This is a genomic window from Sphingobacterium thalpophilum (assembly GCF_038396785.1).
In the GTDB taxonomy this organism is placed as follows: Bacteria; Bacteroidota; Bacteroidia; order Sphingobacteriales; family Sphingobacteriaceae; genus Sphingobacterium; species Sphingobacterium thalpophilum_A.
In genome coordinates this window covers 5,492,720-5,511,537 of the sequence record NZ_CP151087.1, presented here as the reverse complement: position 1 = coordinate 5,511,537, position 18,818 = coordinate 5,492,720, and the positions used below count along the sequence as shown (strand labels likewise).

The 18,818-nt window shown below is 39.5% G+C and carries 22 protein-coding genes and 3 tRNA genes; 14 read left to right on the top strand and 11 right to left on the bottom strand.

All coding sequences use genetic code 11. The features are described from left to right. Window positions 1-208: 208 nt before the first annotated feature. The 7 genes from AACH28_RS24330 to AACH28_RS24300 all read right to left on the bottom strand — a co-directional run bounded on the left by AACH28_RS24330 (window position 209) and on the right by AACH28_RS24300 (window position 3,155). The gene (locus tag AACH28_RS24330) at window positions 209-520 is read right to left on the bottom strand and encodes a DUF2752 domain-containing protein (RefSeq protein ID WP_333621677.1); all 312 of its coding nucleotides are present in this window, start codon (window positions 518-520) and stop codon (window positions 209-211) included. Then, window positions 520-876: a TM2 domain-containing protein gene (locus tag AACH28_RS24325; RefSeq protein WP_046675450.1), complete on the bottom strand. Its 357-nt coding sequence runs from the start codon at window positions 874-876 to the stop codon at window positions 520-522. The genes AACH28_RS24330 and AACH28_RS24325 overlap by 1 nt, the downstream gene beginning before the upstream one ends. 177 nt (window positions 877-1,053) lie before the next feature. Continuing rightward, the gene (obgE, locus tag AACH28_RS24320; RefSeq protein WP_046675449.1) at window positions 1,054-2,052 is read right to left on the bottom strand and encodes a GTPase ObgE; all 999 of its coding nucleotides are present in this window, start codon (window positions 2,050-2,052) and stop codon (window positions 1,054-1,056) included. 36 nt (window positions 2,053-2,088) lie between these two features. Beyond that, window positions 2,089-2,658 (bottom strand): adenylate kinase, encoded by a 570-nt coding sequence (locus AACH28_RS24315; protein ID WP_046675448.1) that lies wholly within the window; start codon window positions 2,656-2,658, stop codon window positions 2,089-2,091. 74 nt (window positions 2,659-2,732) lie between these two features. Continuing rightward, a tRNA-Arg gene (locus AACH28_RS24310) sits at window positions 2,733-2,806 on the bottom strand. 172 nt (window positions 2,807-2,978) lie between these two features. Next, a tRNA-Arg gene (locus AACH28_RS24305) sits at window positions 2,979-3,052 on the bottom strand. 29 nt (window positions 3,053-3,081) lie between these two features. Then, window positions 3,082-3,155, bottom strand: a tRNA-Arg gene (locus tag AACH28_RS24300). Between the two features lie 187 nt (window positions 3,156-3,342). Between AACH28_RS24300 and AACH28_RS24295 the strand changes: the two genes are divergently transcribed. Further along, entirely contained in the window at window positions 3,343-4,176 is an 834-nt protein-coding gene (locus AACH28_RS24295) for an alpha/beta hydrolase (RefSeq protein WP_341831779.1), read from the top strand. A 105-nt stretch (window positions 4,177-4,281) separates the two neighbouring features. Here the strand turns inward: AACH28_RS24295 and AACH28_RS24290 are convergent, their stop codons facing one another. Continuing rightward, window positions 4,282-4,617 carry a DUF3276 family protein gene (locus AACH28_RS24290; RefSeq protein WP_075993406.1) on the bottom strand — a complete coding sequence of 112 codons (336 nt, stop codon included), beginning with the start codon at window positions 4,615-4,617 and terminating at the stop codon, window positions 4,282-4,284. Window positions 4,618-4,883: 266 nt separating this feature from the next. Between AACH28_RS24290 and AACH28_RS24285 the strand changes: the two genes are divergently transcribed. The 7 genes from AACH28_RS24285 to AACH28_RS24255 all read left to right on the top strand — a co-directional run bounded on the left by AACH28_RS24285 (window position 4,884) and on the right by AACH28_RS24255 (window position 10,292). Further along, window positions 4,884-5,765, top strand: a complete 882-nt coding sequence (locus tag AACH28_RS24285; RefSeq protein WP_341831778.1) for a LiaF transmembrane domain-containing protein — start codon at window positions 4,884-4,886, stop codon at window positions 5,763-5,765. Between the two features lie 3 nt (window positions 5,766-5,768). After that, window positions 5,769-6,815, top strand: a complete 1,047-nt coding sequence (locus tag AACH28_RS24280; protein WP_115050663.1) for a sensor histidine kinase — start codon at window positions 5,769-5,771, stop codon at window positions 6,813-6,815. Next, window positions 6,808-7,548 (top strand): LytTR family transcriptional regulator DNA-binding domain-containing protein, encoded by a 741-nt coding sequence (locus tag AACH28_RS24275; protein ID WP_341831777.1) that lies wholly within the window; start codon window positions 6,808-6,810, stop codon window positions 7,546-7,548. The genes AACH28_RS24280 and AACH28_RS24275 overlap by 8 nt, the downstream gene beginning before the upstream one ends. Window positions 7,549-7,579: 31 nt before the next feature. Then, complete coding sequence (locus AACH28_RS24270; RefSeq protein ID WP_341831776.1) at window positions 7,580-9,010, top strand: serine hydrolase domain-containing protein; 1,431 nt, start codon at window positions 7,580-7,582, stop codon at window positions 9,008-9,010. A 153-nt stretch (window positions 9,011-9,163) separates the two neighbouring features. Then, entirely contained in the window at window positions 9,164-9,580 is a 417-nt protein-coding gene (locus AACH28_RS24265; protein WP_341831775.1) for a hypothetical protein, read from the top strand. Next, window positions 9,550-10,137 (top strand): NAD(P)-dependent oxidoreductase, encoded by a 588-nt coding sequence (locus AACH28_RS24260; RefSeq protein WP_341831774.1) that lies wholly within the window; start codon window positions 9,550-9,552, stop codon window positions 10,135-10,137. Before AACH28_RS24265 ends, AACH28_RS24260 begins: the two co-directional genes overlap by 31 nt. Beyond that, on the top strand, window positions 10,134-10,292 hold the full coding sequence (locus AACH28_RS24255) for a hypothetical protein (protein ID WP_167450500.1): 159 nt from the start codon (window positions 10,134-10,136) through the stop codon (window positions 10,290-10,292). The genes AACH28_RS24260 and AACH28_RS24255 overlap by 4 nt, the downstream gene beginning before the upstream one ends. On the opposite strand, the gene AACH28_RS24250 is transcribed toward AACH28_RS24255, so the two are convergent. After that, window positions 10,289-11,146 (bottom strand): mechanosensitive ion channel family protein, encoded by an 858-nt coding sequence (locus tag AACH28_RS24250; RefSeq protein ID WP_341831773.1) that lies wholly within the window; start codon window positions 11,144-11,146, stop codon window positions 10,289-10,291. The two genes, AACH28_RS24255 and AACH28_RS24250, sit on opposite strands and share 4 nt — an antisense overlap. 143 nt (window positions 11,147-11,289) lie before the next feature. Between AACH28_RS24250 and AACH28_RS24245 the strand changes: the two genes are divergently transcribed. The 6 genes from AACH28_RS24245 (at window position 11,290) to AACH28_RS24220 (ending at window position 16,987) form a co-directional block, all read left to right on the top strand. Then, a complete protein-coding gene (locus AACH28_RS24245) occupies window positions 11,290-12,156 on the top strand; it encodes a helix-turn-helix transcriptional regulator (protein WP_341831772.1) in 867 nt (288 codons plus the stop codon). Window positions 12,157-12,158: 2 nt separating this feature from the next. After that, on the top strand, window positions 12,159-12,584 hold the full coding sequence (locus tag AACH28_RS24240) for a DUF983 domain-containing protein (RefSeq protein WP_046675442.1): 426 nt from the start codon (window positions 12,159-12,161) through the stop codon (window positions 12,582-12,584). Window positions 12,585-12,610: 26 nt separating this feature from the next. Further along, the gene (locus AACH28_RS24235; RefSeq protein ID WP_341831771.1) at window positions 12,611-13,789 is read left to right on the top strand and encodes a cysteine desulfurase family protein; all 1,179 of its coding nucleotides are present in this window, start codon (window positions 12,611-12,613) and stop codon (window positions 13,787-13,789) included. Window positions 13,790-13,870: 81 nt separating this feature from the next. Next, window positions 13,871-14,197 (top strand): iron-sulfur cluster assembly accessory protein, encoded by a 327-nt coding sequence (locus AACH28_RS24230; protein ID WP_201667755.1) that lies wholly within the window; start codon window positions 13,871-13,873, stop codon window positions 14,195-14,197. A 252-nt stretch (window positions 14,198-14,449) separates the two neighbouring features. Beyond that, entirely contained in the window at window positions 14,450-15,496 is a 1,047-nt protein-coding gene (gene asnA, locus AACH28_RS24225; RefSeq protein ID WP_341831770.1) for an aspartate--ammonia ligase, read from the top strand. Between the two features lie 237 nt (window positions 15,497-15,733). Further along, window positions 15,734-16,987 (top strand): DEAD/DEAH box helicase, encoded by a 1,254-nt coding sequence (locus AACH28_RS24220; RefSeq protein ID WP_236590099.1) that lies wholly within the window; start codon window positions 15,734-15,736, stop codon window positions 16,985-16,987. 475 nt (window positions 16,988-17,462) lie between these two features. Here AACH28_RS24220 and AACH28_RS24215 read toward each other — a convergent pair whose 3' ends face one another. Both AACH28_RS24215 and AACH28_RS24210 read right to left on the bottom strand, forming a co-directional pair. After that, complete coding sequence (locus AACH28_RS24215) at window positions 17,463-18,191, bottom strand: menaquinone biosynthesis protein (RefSeq protein ID WP_336838599.1); 729 nt, start codon at window positions 18,189-18,191, stop codon at window positions 17,463-17,465. Continuing rightward, a complete protein-coding gene (locus AACH28_RS24210) occupies window positions 18,184-18,810 on the bottom strand; it encodes a histidine phosphatase family protein (protein ID WP_341831769.1) in 627 nt (208 codons plus the stop codon). Before AACH28_RS24210 ends, AACH28_RS24215 begins: the two co-directional genes overlap by 8 nt. Between the last annotated feature and the right edge of the window lie 8 nt (window positions 18,811-18,818).

Genomic DNA, 18,818 nt, shown 5'->3' with positions numbered 1-18,818 from the left:
AATGTGTATCCTTACTTTTATGAATTTTAAAGCCTTCTTGACTGGATATAAAAAAAGCCCTCAAATGGGCTAAATATCAATTAACAATGCATCATTACGATTGACAAACCGTTTCCTAAGGCACCTACCAGTAAAGACTCTACTTTAATTTTCACGGGAGACAAAGTTACGACATATCACTTATAAAGTGAAAACATTTTTTATTTTTTTATCCTTCCATTGATTGGACTTCCCGAAACCGAATAAAGTCCCTCAAAATCAGCACAGTCAATAATGGGACAAGCATATAAATCAGCGGGTTTTCTAACCAAGCTTCTTGCCATTCCATCCGCAGCAAGGCGATAAAGGCTCTTGTTAACCCACAACCGGGACAATCAGAACCACTGATACTCTTCCAAAGACAGGGAATAAGGATATGGATATCTGTAAAAAGATACAAGCCAATGGCAATCCCGAAATACCCTAGCACCAACGAATATATCCAATGACATTTAAGGTATTTCAGGACGAGCAAAATCATTAATTATTGTTAATTGGACTCTTGATATAATTACCGTTGGCATCTTTATATTTTCCGACAATAATCATAATCAAATCGATTAGATACCAGATACCACATCCCCCCAAGGTAAGCAGCTGAATAACAGCAGTACCAATTTGCCCCAAGTAGAATCGATGCGCTCCAAAAGGGCCGAGAAAAAAACAAAATAACAGTGCTGGTAACCACCTGTCATCCTGAAAGGTGTTGTTTTGCTGTTGAAAAGGTTGGTTAGCATAAAAAATAGGCTGTCTCACACCACAAAATGGGCACACCTCCGCCTTGATATTGATTAACTTACCGCACTCTACACAATACTTTTCGTCTTCTGTTTTCATTTAGATTTAGTTTGGCGATGGAACTGAAAAACAGTCGTCCATCAGGGATTAAATAATAGGTTGAAATTAATAAAAAAACTTATAAAATGTTCTTTTTTTAGCAACATATAGCATTTAATAGAAACAGAAAAGGCGCTTCACGGTGTGGAGCGCCTTTTCTGTTTCTATATTCAACCTTTAGGAGTTGATTGCTTTCCAGATCATATCTTTCAATGGCAATATATTTTTACCTGTCACCGAAGAAATGAAAATATAGGGTACATCTTCCGGTAGCTCCTGCTCCATTTCCTTCTCCAGTTCCTCATCGAGCATATCAGACTTGGTAATAGCCAGCAATTTGGGTTTATCTGCCAATTCTGGATTATACGCAGTCAGTTCATTCAATAAGATTGCGTACTCCTCACGGATCGTCCGATCGGTATCGGCAGGCACCATAAACAGCAAAACTGAATTTCGTTCAATATGCCGCAAGAAACGGTACCCTAGTCCCTTTCCTTCTGAAGCGCCTTCGATAATACCCGGAATATCGGCCATAACAAAGGAACGGTTATCCCGGTAGCTCACCATACCCAAATTAGGCACCAGTGTTGTAAAGGGGTAATTCGCGATTTCTGGTTTCGCAGCAGAGACGACTGACAACAACGTTGATTTACCAGCATTTGGAAATCCAACCAACCCAACATCAGCAAGAACCTTCAATTCGAGAATCATCCACTGTTCTTTACCAGGAAGACCAGGTTGCGAAAACCGTGGTGTCTGCTGCGTTGGCGACTTAAAATGCCAGTTGCCCAGCCCCCCTTTTCCTCCCGGAACCAATATTCTGGTTTCACCGTCTTCTGTGATATCGAACAACACCTCTCCCGTCTCTGCATCCTTCGCAATTGTACCCAATGGCACTTCCAAGATCTCATCACGTCCAGTTGCCCCCGTACGCAAAGAACTGCCGCCAGACTCACCGTTTGACGCAATAATATGCTTACGATATTTTAAATGGAGTAACGTCCAGAGATTAGTCGTTCCTTTCAGTATAATATGCCCTCCACGACCGCCGTCACCACCATCGGGTCCACCGGTAGCTGTGTGCTTGTCACGGTGCAAATGAGCCGAACCTGCCCCACCATGTCCAGAACGACAACACACTTTCACATAATCAACAAAATTCGAACCTTGCGCCATTACAATTTATTACAGTCTAAAAAGTACTTATCTTAATTAATAATTATCGATGATATCTGTTAAACTTTTAAAGATAGAATCGATATCACCGATACCATTCACTTTAGAAAGTTTACCTTGTGCCTCGTAATACGGCAACACATGAATCGTCTTCGTGAAATATTCATCAATACGCTTCACCAATTTATCCGCATCATCATCCGCACGACCAGAAATTTCCTTACGTTTAGCGATGCGTGCTTTCAATTCATCCTCATTCACATCCAGTGCGATTACTACCGAGATTGATGTATTGATACCTTCTAAAAAAGCATCCAATGCCTCAGCTTGAGCAACAGTACGAGGAAATCCATCAAAAATAAATCCTTTTGCATCCGGATTTTTCTTTACTTCCTCTTCCAGCATTGCTATCGTAATCGAATCTGGCACTAAATTTCCCTCAGCAATAATCTGGCTCACTTGTTGACCAAGTGGCGTTTGACCTTTAATATGTGCTCTAAAAATATCACCAGTTGAAACATGAACCAATTGATATTTTTCAATAAGCTTTGCAGATTGGGTTCCCTTACCTGCACCCGGAGGGCCAAATATTACAAGGTTTAGCATAGTTTTATTTAAGAAATTAAAACGAGTTAAAAAATAAAAGCCTAATCACAGATGATGACTAGGCTTTTCAGTTGTGCGCTCCAAGGGAGTCGAACCCCTAACCTTCTGATCCGTAGTCAGATGCTCTATCCAATTGAGCTAGGAGCGCAATAAACCATTACGTTTAGAACTCTGTCCCATGTGTTTTGGTGACGCAAATATAGTCAGAATTCGTTTTTTTACAAATTTTTTTTCAAAAAGAAGTTCCCTCCTTCCACCGACTGCCCTGCAATAATGCTTCTAAAAACAAAAAGCCAATCAAATTGACTGGCTTTTATTTGTGCACTCCAAGGGAGTCGAACCCCTAACCTTCTGATCCGTAGTCAGACGCTCTATCCAATTGAGCTAGGAATGCCTCTTTTAACAATACAAAAACTGTATTTGTGCGCACCAAGGGAGTCGAACCCCTAACCTTCTGATTCGTAGTCAGATGCTCTATCCAATTGAGCTAGGAGCGCTAAGCAACCAAAACAAATCCGTTATCCTTTTCCGTTTTGGTGATGCAAATATCGTTATATTTATCGATTTAACAAACATTTTTTCTCTTTTTTAAACTTTATACAACAACATTTCTTTTATCTCGTTGATAATATTATATTTAAAATATCAACTTTTTTTTTCAGACACGGACAAATGTTAGCATTCATGAGCAAAAGAGAATTAAAACTCAGTAAAATTCGCATCGGAGATATCAGTATCTCTTACTATATTCGCCCAAGCAAATTATACCCCTCTCCGAAAACAGTCATTTTCATTCATGGTTTCCCCTTCAACAAAAACACCTGGAAACAACAACTCCTGCAACTCGACGAAGATTATACCGGCATCGCCATTGACGTTCGAGGACATGGCCTAAGTACCAATGGGCATGGTTTTTTCTCCGTCGATGTTTTTGCCAAAGATCTTGTGGAGTTTATTCGTAAACTCGACCTCAATCATGTCATCCTTTGTGGAATCTCTATGGGTGGCTACATCGCCCTCAGGACCTATGAACTGATCGGACAACAGCTCAAAGGACTTATCCTCTGTGACACGAATTCTCTTTCCGACGACAACAAAGGCAAACAAAAGCGTTTTGATTCCATTCAGGCTTTATTAAAATATGGCAGAAGACCATTTGCCATTGGCTTTATCGCAAACGTGTTTCACGATAAAACAATCCGTGAAAACCCCGAAGCTGTTGAACTCATCAAAAGCTGTATTCGCAGAAATGAAGTCGCCAGCATTTGCGCGACACAACTCGCTCTCGCTTCACGAACAGATACAACCCATTCGTTGAAGACAATTATTATTCCAGCACTGATCATAAAAGGTAAACACGACAAGTTGATGAGCGAAGAGCAAACAAATATCCTGATCGAAAATATACCCGACGTCCGCTATATGGAGTTTGAAGAATCCGGGCACCTGCCAAATCTCGAGGAACCCGAAAAATTCAATGCGGTGCTCAATGATTTCCTGCGAAATATACCATTATAACCATCACCTTGGTCGTCAAGTGCGGCATCGGATATAAAAACAATAAAAAAAGCCACAACAGTGGCTTTTATTTCTTTTTTTCATTAAGATTTCGTTCTACGGATACTAGAACGAAAAATCATCTTTTGACCGAACATCCGCTTCCTCAGCGTATGCATCATCAAAGTTAGGCTCATAACGTTTCTCGATTACTTCCTGATTAGACTTGATGTAATTAACCACATCCGTCAAACCATCAGCGAATTTCTCAAAATCTTCTTTATATAAGAAAATCTTATGCTTAATAAACTGGCCATCCTCAAAGCGCTTCTTGCTTTCTGTGATAGTAATGTAGTAATCGTTCGATCGAGTTGCTTTTACATCAAAAAAATAAGTACGCTTACCTGCTCTCACCTTTTTTGAAAAAACTTCTTCACGTTCTTTGTTTTCAAAATCTCCCATTGGTTGTTATTTAAGTTTAAAGTAATCTTAATCTTTGATAAATATATAATAATTCATTTTAATACACCAAATAATATTAAAAAAAAAGACAATTACGCATAAAAATGGCAGTTCACTTCTATTTATAGCCGGGATAAAAATTAAACAACAAGATTTTTTACCGACGAAATCATTACATTTACCGAAAATATAAGTTGTATTACCTAAAGCAAATATGTAGAATATATTTGTGCCTCTATCTTTGAGTCATAAATAGTAAAAACATTATGGAAAAAGAACCCATCATACCAAACAGCAATAATAGCCGCAATATTGTAGGAGCGATTGTGATCATCGTAGGTATATTCTTATTATTGAATAACCTCAATTTAGGAAGCTGGTTTCCGGATTGGTTATTTGGCTGGCAAACGATATTAATCATCATTGGATTGGTCATCGGTATAAATTCCCAATTTCAGAAAAAATCGGCAATTATCCTACTGATCATAGGCGGAGCAAGCCTTATTTCAAGAATGATGCGCACAGATTTTGGTTCCGTAACCGTTCCAATCATCATCATTTCTCTCGGGATTTACTTTATCATGAGCAAAAGGAAACCTCCGATGGTTCCCCCAACTTACCCTAATCCGCCGCAAGGCTCTTACGACTGGGATAAGCGAGTCACTGTACCTACAGAGGGCGTTACAGACAGCGGCGTTACTGACCAGGAATCCAGACCATTTAACGAACAATACGGTTCAAGCCAACAAGCCTCGCCTAATCAGCAGGCTTTTGGCGACAAAGATAAAGATTCCTTTCACCAGTCATTTGAGGACAACCTCAATCTGAACACCATCTTTGCGGGCCAAAAGAAAGTAATCTATTCCAAACATTTTAGAGGAGGCAATGTGACCAATGTATTTGGAAGTGTAGAACTGGATTTAACTAAAGCAGATATTCAGCAGCCTATTGTGATCGATACATTCCAATTGTTTGGCAGCGCACGTATTATCATACCTCCGCATTGGACGGTATTTAGCAACGTCGCCTCAGTCTTGGGCTCTGTCGATGACCGCCGGTTCCAAACGATTTATAACCCCGATACAGATAAAAAAATCTATATAACAGGCACCTGTATTTTAGGTAATTTAACTATAAAAAATGCTTAATAGATGAAAAGTAAGCTGTTCCTCAGTGTTAAAAGTCGATTAATTGGCATTATCTGCATATCCGTATTTATCGGATATCTCGCGTTACAGTATTTATTGATGCTTCGTTCTGGTTTTGACCAACAACTCGCATTCAAAGATTCATTTATAAACAGTGTGGTGATGATGTTTTGCTGTTATGGCATGTCATCAGCACTCAATTTCTATACCCCACAACCCCGGGAGATCTGGAAGGTACTCATCATCGGTTTAATCATGGGCGCAATAAGCATCGCATTAAGCCGATTCTTGATGAGTTACTTTATCCAATCGACCTTTACCCCTTTGCTGGATTTAACATTACCCTATCGGGGTATCGTTAACTTCCTCATTTTGACTTCTGTTGCCATTATCAATATCGTTTGGAATATTCAGGAAGACAACATCAACAATATCAAACGGAAGCAGGAATCCGAAAATTTACTTCGGGAAGCCGAACTGTATAATTTAAGACAACAGTTACAGCCGCATTTCCTATTCAATAGCCTCAACTCCATTATAGCACTTATTGGTGCCAATCCGGATGAAGCCCGAAACATGACATTCCAACTATCGGACTTTTTAAGAGGAACATTAAGAAAAGAAAACAATCAAATTATCACACTTGAAGAAGAGCTCGATCACCTTCAACTTTATCTCGATATTGAAAAAGTACGCTTCGGTCATCGACTAAATACATCCATCTCTTCCTCAGAAGAAATTTTCAACAATAGATTACCAGCCATGATTATTCAACCACTGGTAGAAAATGCGATTAAACATGGCTTATATAATGTAACGGATCAAGTAGAAATTAAAATAAAATGCCATTCGAATGATGGTCAGCTGCTGATTCAGATTACCAACCCCTTCGACACCGAAGAACAGTCGAAACCGAAAAAAGGCACTGGATTTGGGCTATCGAGCATTCAGCGCAGATTATATCTCCTGTATGGAAGAAATGATCTACTGGAAACTCAAATTCAGGACAACATATTTATTAGCACCCTAAAAATACCTCAATATGATTAAAGTCGTTATTATCGATGATGAACCCCTTGCACGCTCCATTATTGCGGGTTACCTAAAAAATGAAGACGATATATCCATCATGGCAGAATGCGGTGATGGCTTTGAAGCTGTTAAGGCTATCCATGCGCACGAACCGGATTTAATTTTTCTGGACGTACAAATGCCCAAATTAACTGGATTTGAAATGCTTGAACTCGTTGACGATCCTCCTGCGGTCATCTTTACAACCGCTTTTGACGAATACGCCTTGAAAGCTTTCGAAAAGAACGCTCTGGATTACCTATTAAAACCGGTATCACCAACACGTTTCAAAAAAGCTTTAGAAAAATTCAGGACAAGCTACTCCGCACCTGAGAAAAAAGTCCAACCCAACTACGAAGTCCTTGCAGCGCAAGACGAAACAAAAATCGACCGTATCGTTGTAAAAACAGGTACGCAGATCAAGATTATTCCGATTGATACAGTCAAATATTTGGAGTCTTATGATGATTATGTTAAAATTCATACCAAAGATGGCATGTACCTGAAAAATAAAACAATGGCATTTTTTGAAAAATCTTTGGATCCGAATCAATTTGTCCGCATACACCGATCTTTTATCATTAAGGTAGATCAGTTGGCCAAATTGGAACCTTATGAAAAGGATTCTTATATTGCTGCACTGACATCGGGCGAAAAGCTCAATATCAGTAAATCAGGCTATGCACGATTAAAACAATTGATTGGAATTTAAACATTCCGTAGATTTGTGCCCATCAATAGTTATGAAACATTTAATCACAATAGTATTGCTGGGCATCTCTTCTTACTCCTTTGCCCAAACGAATCCTGCGGAACAGATCAACAGAGGAGTTTACAATAAGCTGGAATTTTTTATCAATTCCCAGATGACAGACTCCGCCTATAATTTGGCCAGTGATTCTTTCAAACAGCAAATTAGCCTAGCCAAATTCAACCAAGTACTACAGGAGCTCTACCCTCTCGGAAGAGTAAAAAGCTCAACGATAAAAGAGTTTGAGAAAGGGCTTGCAACTTATCAGATGGACTTCGACAACAGATCGTATGAGGTTCTTTTTGCGACGGACACAAGCTTAAAATTCAACACATTAAAGTTCAGTCCTTTGGCAATAAAGCCTCAAGTGGAAAAAACTATTGTGGTACCCGCCACACAGAAATCAGTCGATAACGACGACCTTTTTGTCGATTCGGTTGCAAATGCTTATTTAAAACAACAAAATACGCAATCACTTGCCATTGGCATTCTAAAAAATGGACAAACCAAAACCTATTTCTATGGCGAGACGGCCAAAGGCAACCAAACTCCGCCTACAAAAACGTCTATTTATGAGATCGGTTCACTGAGCAAAGTTTTTACGGCTATACTTTTGTCAAATCTTGTCGAAGAAGGAACGATAACGTTAGATCAGCCTATCGCGCTATTTCTCCCTGATACACTCAAGAAAAATGGAGAACTTTCGAAAATAACGTTTCAAATGCTGGCCAATCATACTTCTGGCTTACCTAGGCTTCCTGACAATCTTGACAAAGTCAAAGGATTTAACGAAAACGACCCCTACAAAACATACGACAAAAAAGCACTTTATAATTACCTCGCAAGCTTTAAAAATAAAAAAAATCCAGGTGAAGAATATGAGTACAGCAACCTTGGTTACGCTGTATTAGGAGACATTATATGCAGTATCTATAAAAAAAGTTATGATCAGCTTGTAAAAGATATCATCTGTAAACCACTTGAAATGAGTAATACCTTTCAAGTATTAGACCCTAAGAGAAAAGATACTTTTAAAGTATACAACAAAGAAGGCCAAGAAGTAATTCCTTGGGCGTTTGACGCTTTCGGTCCCGCTGGTGGATTAAAATCGACCCTGGAGGATCTGCTTAAATTTGCGAATGCGCAATTTAAGATGCCGCAGACTCCCTTGGAAAATGCGATGGCAAATACCCGGTTATTTACATTTTTTCTACCTCCAGACACAGACCTGGGACTCGCATGGCATATGAATTTGATTGACGACCTAACGGTTTATTGGCACAATGGCGGAACTGCTGGAAGCAGCTCCTATCTAGCCTTATCGCCCGACAAAAAAAGTGGCGTAGTCATCTTGTCCAATTCAGCCATCTCTGCCGATGACACGGGAAAAGCTATCTTGGATTACCTACTCCGTAAAAAGTAAAGTTCAAAAAACAAGAAATAATGAGCCATATTGAAACAACAATATGGCTTTTTTTGTTGTAATAGCGATGAGTGATCATTAATTTTGAAGATAGGACAAAACAAATGGATTCAGAGGAATCAACCAACAACAAGCTAAACAGCATCTATTTACATGAAGATATTTATCACTAAAAAAATTCCAAAAAAAGGCATAGATCTATTAAAATCTGCTGGGCACGACATTTCTATACACGATTCAAGTACTCCCCTATCCGAAACGGAGCTTATCAAAGCTAGCCAACAGGCCGACTACGTCCTTAACGGTGGGATGCAAAAGTTTGATGCTAATTTTTTCCAAAACTGCCCCAACCTAAAAGCCCTATCTCTCATGAGCGTCGGCTATGACAATGTGGATATCTCAGCCGCTACACAGCATGGAATCCCCGTAAGCAATACACCGGGCATCCTTTCGGGAGCAACAGCAGACGTTGCTTTCCTCTTGATGCTATCAGTATCGCGGAAAGCATTTTTCAACCACAAAAGAATTTTGCAGGGCGAATGGAAAGGTTTGATCCCACGGCAAACCTAGGCATCGAGCTCAATAACAAAACACTGGGCATCTATGGACTGGGACGAATTGGCTTTGAATTCGCCAGAAAAGCCAAAGCAGCGTATAACATGGAAATTATCTATTACAATCGGAGCCGTAATGAGGAAGCAGAACAAATTCTTGGCGCACAATATGTTAATTTCGACGATCTGCTCACGCGGAGCGATGTACTTTCAATCCATGCAGCTTTGACAGCGGAGACTAAAAACCGGTTTGACAAAAATACGTTTACGCGCATGAAAAACTCCGCTATATTAGTGAATACGGCTAGGGGCGGATTGGTCAATGAATTGGATCTAACAGAAGCCCTACAGACTGGCCAATTATGGGGAGCCGGGCTTGATGTAACAGACCCGGAGCCGATGGATCCAAAAAACCCACTCTTAACGATGGAAAATGTTTGTATCCTGCCACACATCGGCTCTGCCACCGTAGAAACAAGGGATAATATGGTAATGATGGCCGCCAGTAACTTACTGGCAGCAATTAAAGGCGAAAAAATGCCGCAGATTATCAATAAAGAGGTATATCAATGAAACGAAGATTTTTTCAGCTTTTAAATAGCTTAAATAAAGCCATCTTACCAAAATACGGTAAGATGGATCCGTTAAAATTAAAAAAGTACCAGCAGGCTATCATTGCCTACAGGTACTTTGTCCTTATACATGCATTGGAAACGGACCAGGACTAAGCTTTTGCAGTCCCTAGGTCGCTTGAATTCGAAACAATGCTAATCTGTGTCGGATTGGAAGATAAACTAATATCGTTCCTTTCCAGCTCCAACATAATCTTTTCCTGCATCGAGTTTCGCGCAGCGACATAGTGCTCTCTTTTCGTCCAGGCACGAACGGTCAAAACCATGGCACTGTCTCCCAATTCTTTGATAAAAACAGTTGGCTCTGGAGTTGTCAACACATTTTCATTCGAACGGAGAACTCTTAATATAATATCTTTCGCTTCTTTCACGTTTTTATCATAAGAGATACTGATGGTATATTCAAACATCCGTTGCACAATTTTCGTATAATTTTTGATAACCGAATTAGCTAAGGGTCCATTAGGGCTAAAAACACGTACCCCATCATCCCCTATTAAAGTGGAATACAAGATATCAATCCTCTCTACAGTACCTGCAGTACCATTTGCACTCGATATGGAATCTCCTACTTCAAAAGGCCTAAACATCAATATGAGCACTCCGCCAGCAAAATTGCTCAAGCTGCCCTGAAGTGCCATACCAACAGCCAATCCAAAAGCAGACAACGCTGCAATAAACGAGGTTGTCTGAATCCCAATCTGGCTGGCTACAGTAAGAAGCAACATCACCCACATGACAATCTTGACGATGCTAGAGATAAAAGCCCGGATCGAAGGATCCACATTTTTCTTTTCAAAACGTTTATGTAATAATCGGTCCACAAAACCAATCACATATTTACCGAGAATCAATAGGATAATCCCCCCTATAATCCCCGGAATAGACTCAATCACAATGTCTGTCAAACGCCCAAATCTCGTTTCTAGGCTATTCAAATTACTTTCCATTTATTAATATATTTTAAAAATTTAGACACAAGGATTGTTCCAACATCGTCCACTACCTATCAAAAGATCAAAATCATTGAAAAATACCACAAAACAACAAATAAACACCACTTATAAAAGAATATTTACCCTAATTTTGTAATATGAATAGAAAAAACACCATACCTATCATTGATAGTTGTAGTATTGATCTCAACAATAACACAACGATTCATATTGATGATCTGAAAGAATATATCATCAAACATCAGGATATGGTGTTCCCACATAAGCATAATTTTTTTCATTTCGTCCTTTTCACCAAGGGGTCCGGAGAGCATATCATTGATTTTAATCATTATAAGATAGCGCCTTATCAGATCTATTTTATGGTTCCGGGTCAGGTACATACCTGGAATTTTGTGGGGGATGAAGCAGGTTATGTTGTCAATTTTTCGATTGATTACTTTCAATCTTTTCTTTTACGTACCGACTACCTGGAGCGCTTTAGCTTTTTACAGGGTAAAATTGAACATCTGATATTTGTGTTAGCTGAACAATATCGACCCCAGGCCACTGCTATTCTCGATCAAATCCTATCTGCAAAAGCTGAACGATTACCGGAAGACTATATCCGTACACTTTTACTGCAGTTTATATTATATATTTCGATTGCTACAGAGAAGGAACATCTCGAAAGAGGCAACCCCTACAATCATAAAATATTTAATAGCTTTCAGCAATTGGTTGAGCAGCAGTTTAAATCGACCAAGCTGCCCAGCATTTATGCGGATCAGCTATTTATCACGCCCAATCATCTCAACGCGATCTGTAAATCCTATATTGGGCAATCTGCAGGAGAGATCATCCGGAACCGCATTGTCCTTGAAGCGAAGCGGCTCCTGGTCAATCGAAATTTAAATATTACCGAAATTGCAGATGAGCTGCAATTTAAGGACAACTCATACTTTACTAAATTTTTCAAAAAATCCGCTGGGCTCACACCAGAAGAGTTCAGAAAACAACTATAACTATGGAAGAGGTTAAATACGAATTATCTGAATTTAAAGCCGCATGGCAAGCAAAATGTCCAAGATGTAGAATCGGCCATGTGTACCAAGGGCCTGCATACGGTCTGAAAGTACAAAAAATGAATAGCCATTGCGAATACTGTGGACTTCGTTACGAACGTGAGCCAGGTTATTTTTATGGTGCCATGTATGTTACCTATGCGTTTTCCATCGCCGAAATGGTTACTGCCTGTATGGCAACCTATATCCTGACAGGCAATGATTCTTCTTTTATACTCTATGCAACAGTTGCGATCATGAGCGTTGTTTTAATGTCGCCATTCAACTACCGCTATTCCCGTATCATACTGATGTATTGGTTAACGCCAGGCTTAAGATATGATCCGAATGTCAAAAAAAAGGAAGTTGATGTGAAGGCTTCAGCATAACCTTCATTATCCTTATCTTTATCCTGATGAAGGATATCATTTATTTGGACAACAACGCTACAACTCGAATTTTGGATGAAGTATGGAATACCATGACTCCCTATTTCATCCAAAATTATGCGAACGCATCAAGTGTCTATCACCAAATGGGGCGTGAAGCCAATGCTGCCATCCAACTTGCTAGAGGACAATTAGCTGAAGTGCTGAATTGCTCAGCGAAAGAACTATTTTTCAATTCAGGTGCAACAGAAAGTATTAATACCGTAATCTGTGGCATATTTGACAAATATCAATCCAAGGGGAATCATATTATCACCGTTTCAACAGAACACAAGGCTGTCCTAAGTTGCTGTGAACAATTGACGAAAAAAGGAGCGCAGATCACCTATCTCCCCGTCGATGCACAAGGAATGATAAATATAGACGACTTGAAAAATGCAATGAGTTCCCAGACCATACTCGTATGCATCATGGCTGCCAATAACGAGACAGGGGTATGTACATCACTAGCACAAATCGCTACTATTTGTACAGAGAAAGACATCTTATTTTTCTGTGACGCAACGCAGGCTGTCGGAAAAATCAACATTGATCTACAAAAAATCCCGATCGACCTCTTATGTCTGAGTGCGCATAAACTTCATGGCCCAAAGGGAATCGGCGCCTTATACATTCGTCGAAAATCAAAGCCGATTCAGATTGCCCCGCTGATTGCAGGTGGTGGTCAGGAAAGCGGATTTAGAGGCGGAACATACAACGTGCCAGCTATCGTCGGCTTTGGAAAAGCCATATCTCTGATTAAGCCAGCATCTTACAATACGGTCGAACGAAACCGCAATCTGTTGGAAGAAATTTTAAGTGAGATTCCTGAAATCATCATTCATGGAAAGAATGCACCCCGCCTACCAAACACCAGTTACATTAGTTTTAAACATATCCTGGCCAGCGAAATAATGACTACCTGTCCCACATTGGCCCTTTCCTCGGGCTCGGCCTGTGTGACCGGATCCAGAGAACCTTCTCATGTTTTAATGGCTATGGGTATTTCCAAAGAAGATGCATTATCGGCCATTCGCTTTAGCTTAAGCATATTTACGACGCAAGAGGATATTATACAATGTGCCCAATTGATCACAGCAGCGGTTCGCAAAATCCGCGATCAATCCCCCATCTGGCAACTTTTCAAAGCTGGCCTGATCGATTAATTTATGACATTCTAAAAACTTTATAGGAGACGAAATATAACAAGATTGTATGTATCTTTGTGTCATACAAAGGAAATTACTATGATTACAGTTACTGACAAAGCAAAAACTCGTATCGAGGAAATCATGAAGGATGAGCAATATGACAGCAATTACTTTGTGCGTGTTGCTGTGGAAAGTGGCGGTTGTTCGGGCTTGAGTTATAAGCTGAACTTCGATAACGAAGAAAAAAAAGGTGATCAATTTTTCGAAGATAAAGGCGTGAAAGTCTGTTTGGATATAAAATCATTTTTATACCTGGCAGGTACAGAATTGGATTATTCCGATGGTTTAGACGGAAAGGGTTTTGAATTCCACAACCCGAATGCGAGCCGGACCTGTGCATGTGGCGAAAGCTTCTCCGTTTAATCAATCAATCGATCCACCATAAACAAAAGAGCCCTGAAATATTTCAGGGCTCTTTTGGTAAGTAACCAAACACTTTTGGTTGCACCAACAAATTATTAGTTTTATAATTAAATATTGACCTACCTTCATTTTGTTAGAATTTTTTTATTTTTTCAACTTTTTAATGGATAAATATTAAAAATCACAACCAAACAGATTAACCAATGATATTTTCATACTTTTGTATGAAATAACTGAATAAAAAATAAAACCATGCGTATCAATCCATGCATGGTATTTCATTTGACTCATATGGAGGGAAGAAAACTTTTAAATACCGAAGTTGCTATCAGCTTCGTTAAAGATACATTTGTCCAACAACTAAAGAAAGCATTAAATTTAATTCCGATCTCATCACCATTGGTGGTTTTAGACGGCACAGGATTAAACGATGACTTAAATGGAATTGAGCGTCCGGTATCATTTCCGATTAAATCATTGAATGAAAAAAGAGCTGTCGTGGTACATTCATTGGCAAAATGGAAAAGAGTCCGTTTAAAAGAGCTTGAAATGTTACCTGGGGAAGGCATCGTGACAGACATGAAAGCACTGCGTCCTGATGAAGATTACACCCCTATCCATTCGATCTATGTAGACCAATGGGATTGGGAAAAAGTAATCGATAAAGATCAACGTAATTTGGCCTTGCTGAAAGAAACCGTATTAAAAATTTACGATGCATTACGCTATACAGAACAACAGGTTGAAAGCAAGTATCCACAGATAAAAGCTATTCTCCCAGAAACCATTACATTTATTGCAGCAGAAGAACTACTGCAAAAATATCCTAATCTAACTGCAAAAGAACGTGAAAATACCATCACAAAAGAATATGGAGCTGTGTTTTTATATGGTATCGGAGGGGCACTCAGCAATGGTGTTGCACACGATGGACGCGCAGCCGACTACGACGACTGGAGTACCGCCAATGAGGCTGGCCACAAAGGATTAAACGGCGATATTCTCGTATGGAACCCGATCTTAAATTCAGCGTTTGAACTTTCTTCCATGGGAATCCGTGTCGATAAAACCGCTTTGGCACATCAAATGGAAATCAGAAATTGTACTGAAAAATCCAAACTGACTTTCCATAGCATGCTTCTTAATGATCAATTACCGGAATCTATGGGCGGTGGGATCGGACAATCACGTGTCTGTATGTTTATGCTTAAGAAACAACATATTGGAGAAGTCCAAGTCAGTATCTGGGAAGAGGACAAAAAAGAAACGCTAAGACAAGAAGGTATTGATATTTTATAAAACAATACTTATTAAGAATTAATAACACGGTAACTATACCGCGTTTTCCAATATATCGATACAAATCAGCGCAAGGTAATCATCTTTTATAGACCGATTACCTTGTTTTTTTAGGTATAAAATGCCTAAAAAATTTTCATTCTAGTTTGTTCCTTTCAAGATAGCGGTATTTTGTATTTTTGTCAAATGCAGCTACAAGCTATTTTAAATAAATTAGGCATTTCATCCTTAAATGAGATGCAAGAAAAAGTAGTGGAATCGTATCAAAAAGACCATGATTTCATCTTACTTTCACCCACAGGATCTGGCAAAACCTTGGCCTTTTCATTGCTCATTTTAGCGCAATTGAAGGAAATCGTTCGGGAGGTTCAAGTACTGATTTTAGTGCCGACCCGCGAACTTGCTTTACAGATAGAGCAAGTGCTACGCAAGGTGGCCACAGGTCACAAAGTCACCTGTGCCTATGGCGGTCATAGTACCCGTATCGAAAAAAATGAATTCAAGGATGCTCCCGCAATTATTATAGGAACTCCAGGACGTATAAAACAACATATCGAAGAAGGAAATTTTGATCCGACCAGTATCCACACCCTTGTGTTAGACGAATTTGATAAATCGTTGGAACTGGGATTTCAGCATCAAATGGATTTCATTATTCGACATATACCGGCCATAAGATCACGGATATTGACTTCTGCAACAATGATGGATGTGATCCCGCCATTTACACAGATAAAGGAGCCTATTCTTGTTGATTTTCTGAATAATTCACAGAACATACCCCGCATTACAATAAAAAAGGTCGTTGCTCCTGTTCAAAAGAAATTGGAGGCATTGCTAAAACTCATCTGCAAGATCGGGACGAAAAAAATGATTATTTTCTGTAATCATCGTGATGCAGTAGATCACATCAGCGAACTGCTGGACAATCGCAATATTATTCACGACACCTTTCATGGCGGACTTGAACAGCAAGATCGTGAGCTGGCGCTTCTCAAATTCCGTAATCATTCCAACAATGTTTTGATCACGACCGATTTGGCTGCAAGAGGGCTGGATATCCCCGAAGTTGATGCCATTATTCATTACCAGCTACCGCATAAAGAAGATGGCTTTATTCATCGCAATGGACGTACTGCGCGTATGCAGGCAAAGGGTGATGTCTATGTCATCTTAAAGCCTGAAGAAGCCTATCCCTATATAGCGGAGGAAATACCTGAAGAGGAATTTCCCGAATACTATGATCTTCCGGAAAATTCACCTTTCGCCACACTTTATATCAGTGCTGGACGAAAAGATAAAGTCAATAAAATTGACATCGTAGGTTTTCTCCTCCATTTGGAAGGTGTTGAAAAAGACGACATCGGTATAATAGAAGTGAAAGATAAGGTAGCTTATGTTGCCGTTAAAAGAAAGCTTGCTTCCGTTATTATCAATAAGGCTAGTGGGCAAAAAATCAAAGGGCGTAAAGTAAAAATTGGACGTACCTAGTTGTTTGCGCGCGAAGGTCAGTCGATAATCAAGCTGTGATTCCAATGCATAAGGAGACCTGCATTGTCGTTAAAATAAGTCGATAAAAAAACCACTCAATGAGTGGTTTTTTTATAGGAACCTAATTAACTCTTGATTAATATCATGTTTGATTCTAACAGGGGTATTACAGGGGGTTAGCAGGGGTATAACAGGGGGTTAACAGGGGTATACCCCTATTAACCCCTTGTTAATACCCTGTAAAAAGGGTGCTGTTACCCTTTTAATTCCAAACATGGTGTAATCGGAGTTATACGCCTTACCGAAGTCGTTATAAACAAAAGCAAGAAATAAAGGGAATTTATCAGGGGGGGTAGTGCCCCCGGGGAATCAATTGTCAGTTAAGCCTTCACACTACCGTGTAAGGCTTACCTGACAATTCTAATTTAAATATTTTTAGGGTATGTGGGTCCCTGTTCAGGTCAAGCGCCCCAGGTTAATCCAGTTCTTTTAAATACCGGAGATACAACTGCACAGCTTCGCGTTTCTTATCTGTCAAATGGAAATTAAGATGCTGCGTCAGATATTTGGTATAATCAAAGCCCTCAAATTCTGGGAGACCGGCTATCACATCGGTTGCATGTTCAACACCATAGGCTAAAGCTTCATTAAATTGCTCCACAAAAGAGTCGGGAAGTTTTTTGTTACTTACCCATAAGGCAAAAGCAAAAGGTAATCCGGTGAAGTTAAACCACTCTTCCCCCAAATCATAAACATAGGGTACTGCATTCTTCTTACCGAAAGTACGATCCCCAATTAAAACATAGGCATCTGGCTCTATAGATTCATCAGTGACCAATGCTACATCCTTTTTCCAATAATTTTTAATCAATACACGTGCTAAACCATTTGACGTGCGCGATTGCTTATCTAAACGTAAAGTTTTTACCTCATCAATAGGCTTATTGGCAAAAATAAAGACAGAATCAACAGCACCTTCTGTGCCGATACAAAAATCGGTATTAATATAATACTCGGGAAGACTTAATAAGGCAGCTGTCGGTATAATACCGATATCAGCTTGATCATCGATTACTTTCTGTGCACAGGCACTTGGATAATCAACGCTCAAGTCGATTTGCTCCATCACTTTCGATTTACGTATTCCATTCAAAAATGGATAAGTATTGGTATACGATACGGCAGAAACTCTAATTTTATTCATTTATCAATGCTTCTAAGTGTGCAGTATTGTAATGGTCCACAATCTCAAATTGACCATTATCATACAGCAATTTATATAAAGCAGTATTTGTATGCGGGAAATCATCCATATAACGGGCATCAACACCAGTCATTAGACAAAGCATAATCCGTAAAGCACGACCGTGCATACAGACTAATATGTTTTTTTCATCTGTCCGAGCGAGCATATGATCCAAGGCGACTTGTTGACGAGCCATCAATTCATGAGGAGACTCTCCGTTTTCAATACTGACATCCAATTCTCCGTTGCGCCATGCTGCGACCAATTTTTCAAAACCAGTTAGCAACTCTGGTGTCTGTTCTTTTCCTTCATAAACGCCCCAGCTTATTTCATCCAAACCAACAAGCTGTTCCCAAGGTAAATCCAAATCAAGAAATCCCTGTACAGTTTGATGCGTACGCAATAAAGTGGAGGTATATATCTTATCAAAAGGCACTGTCTTATAGTGATCAAAGAAAGCCTGAGCTTGAGCTATGCCCATCTTGTTAAGCGGGGAATTAACACCCCGTCCCTGCACAATACCTTTTAAATTTAGATCAGTCTGTCCGTGTCGTATAAAATAAAATGTCTTTTTCAACGTGTGAT

Bases quoted from the DNA above. Each gene is read 5' to 3' on its own strand.
- obgE (WP_046675449.1), bottom strand. From the start codon at position 2,052: ATGGCGCAAGGTTCGAATTTTGTTGATTATGTGAAAGTGTGTTGTCGT.
- AACH28_RS24230 (WP_201667755.1), top strand. From the start codon at position 13,871: ATGATTACAGTTACTGACAAAGCAAAAACTCGTATCGAGGAAATCATG.
- AACH28_RS24290 (WP_075993406.1), bottom strand. From the start codon at position 4,617: ATGGGAGATTTTGAAAACAAAGAACGTGAAGAAGTTTTTTCAAAAAAG.
- AACH28_RS24255 (WP_167450500.1), top strand. From the start codon at position 10,134: ATGAAACGAAGATTTTTTCAGCTTTTAAATAGCTTAAATAAAGCCATC.
- asnA (WP_341831770.1), top strand. From the start codon at position 14,450: ATGCGTATCAATCCATGCATGGTATTTCATTTGACTCATATGGAGGGA.
- AACH28_RS24270 (WP_341831776.1), top strand. From the start codon at position 7,580: ATGAAACATTTAATCACAATAGTATTGCTGGGCATCTCTTCTTACTCC.
- AACH28_RS24265 (WP_341831775.1), top strand. From the start codon at position 9,164: ATGAAGATATTTATCACTAAAAAAATTCCAAAAAAAGGCATAGATCTA.
- AACH28_RS24315 (WP_046675448.1), bottom strand. From the start codon at position 2,658: ATGCTAAACCTTGTAATATTTGGCCCTCCGGGTGCAGGTAAGGGAACC.
- AACH28_RS24285 (WP_341831778.1), top strand. From the start codon at position 4,884: ATGGAAAAAGAACCCATCATACCAAACAGCAATAATAGCCGCAATATT.
- AACH28_RS24295 (WP_341831779.1), top strand. From the start codon at position 3,343: ATGAGCAAAAGAGAATTAAAACTCAGTAAAATTCGCATCGGAGATATC.
- AACH28_RS24245 (WP_341831772.1), top strand. From the start codon at position 11,290: ATGAATAGAAAAAACACCATACCTATCATTGATAGTTGTAGTATTGAT.
- AACH28_RS24280 (WP_115050663.1), top strand. From the start codon at position 5,769: ATGAAAAGTAAGCTGTTCCTCAGTGTTAAAAGTCGATTAATTGGCATT.
- AACH28_RS24260 (WP_341831774.1), top strand. From the start codon at position 9,550: ATGGAAAGGTTTGATCCCACGGCAAACCTAGGCATCGAGCTCAATAAC.
- AACH28_RS24240 (WP_046675442.1), top strand. From the start codon at position 12,159: ATGGAAGAGGTTAAATACGAATTATCTGAATTTAAAGCCGCATGGCAA.
- AACH28_RS24325 (WP_046675450.1), bottom strand. From the start codon at position 876: ATGAAAACAGAAGACGAAAAGTATTGTGTAGAGTGCGGTAAGTTAATC.
- AACH28_RS24250 (WP_341831773.1), bottom strand. From the start codon at position 11,146: ATGGAAAGTAATTTGAATAGCCTAGAAACGAGATTTGGGCGTTTGACA.
- AACH28_RS24275 (WP_341831777.1), top strand. From the start codon at position 6,808: ATGATTAAAGTCGTTATTATCGATGATGAACCCCTTGCACGCTCCATT.
- AACH28_RS24215 (WP_336838599.1), bottom strand. From the start codon at position 18,191: ATGAATAAAATTAGAGTTTCTGCCGTATCGTATACCAATACTTATCCA.
- AACH28_RS24220 (WP_236590099.1), top strand. From the start codon at position 15,734: ATGCAAGAAAAAGTAGTGGAATCGTATCAAAAAGACCATGATTTCATC.
- AACH28_RS24330 (WP_333621677.1), bottom strand. From the start codon at position 520: ATGATTTTGCTCGTCCTGAAATACCTTAAATGTCATTGGATATATTCG.
- AACH28_RS24235 (WP_341831771.1), top strand. From the start codon at position 12,611: ATGAAGGATATCATTTATTTGGACAACAACGCTACAACTCGAATTTTG.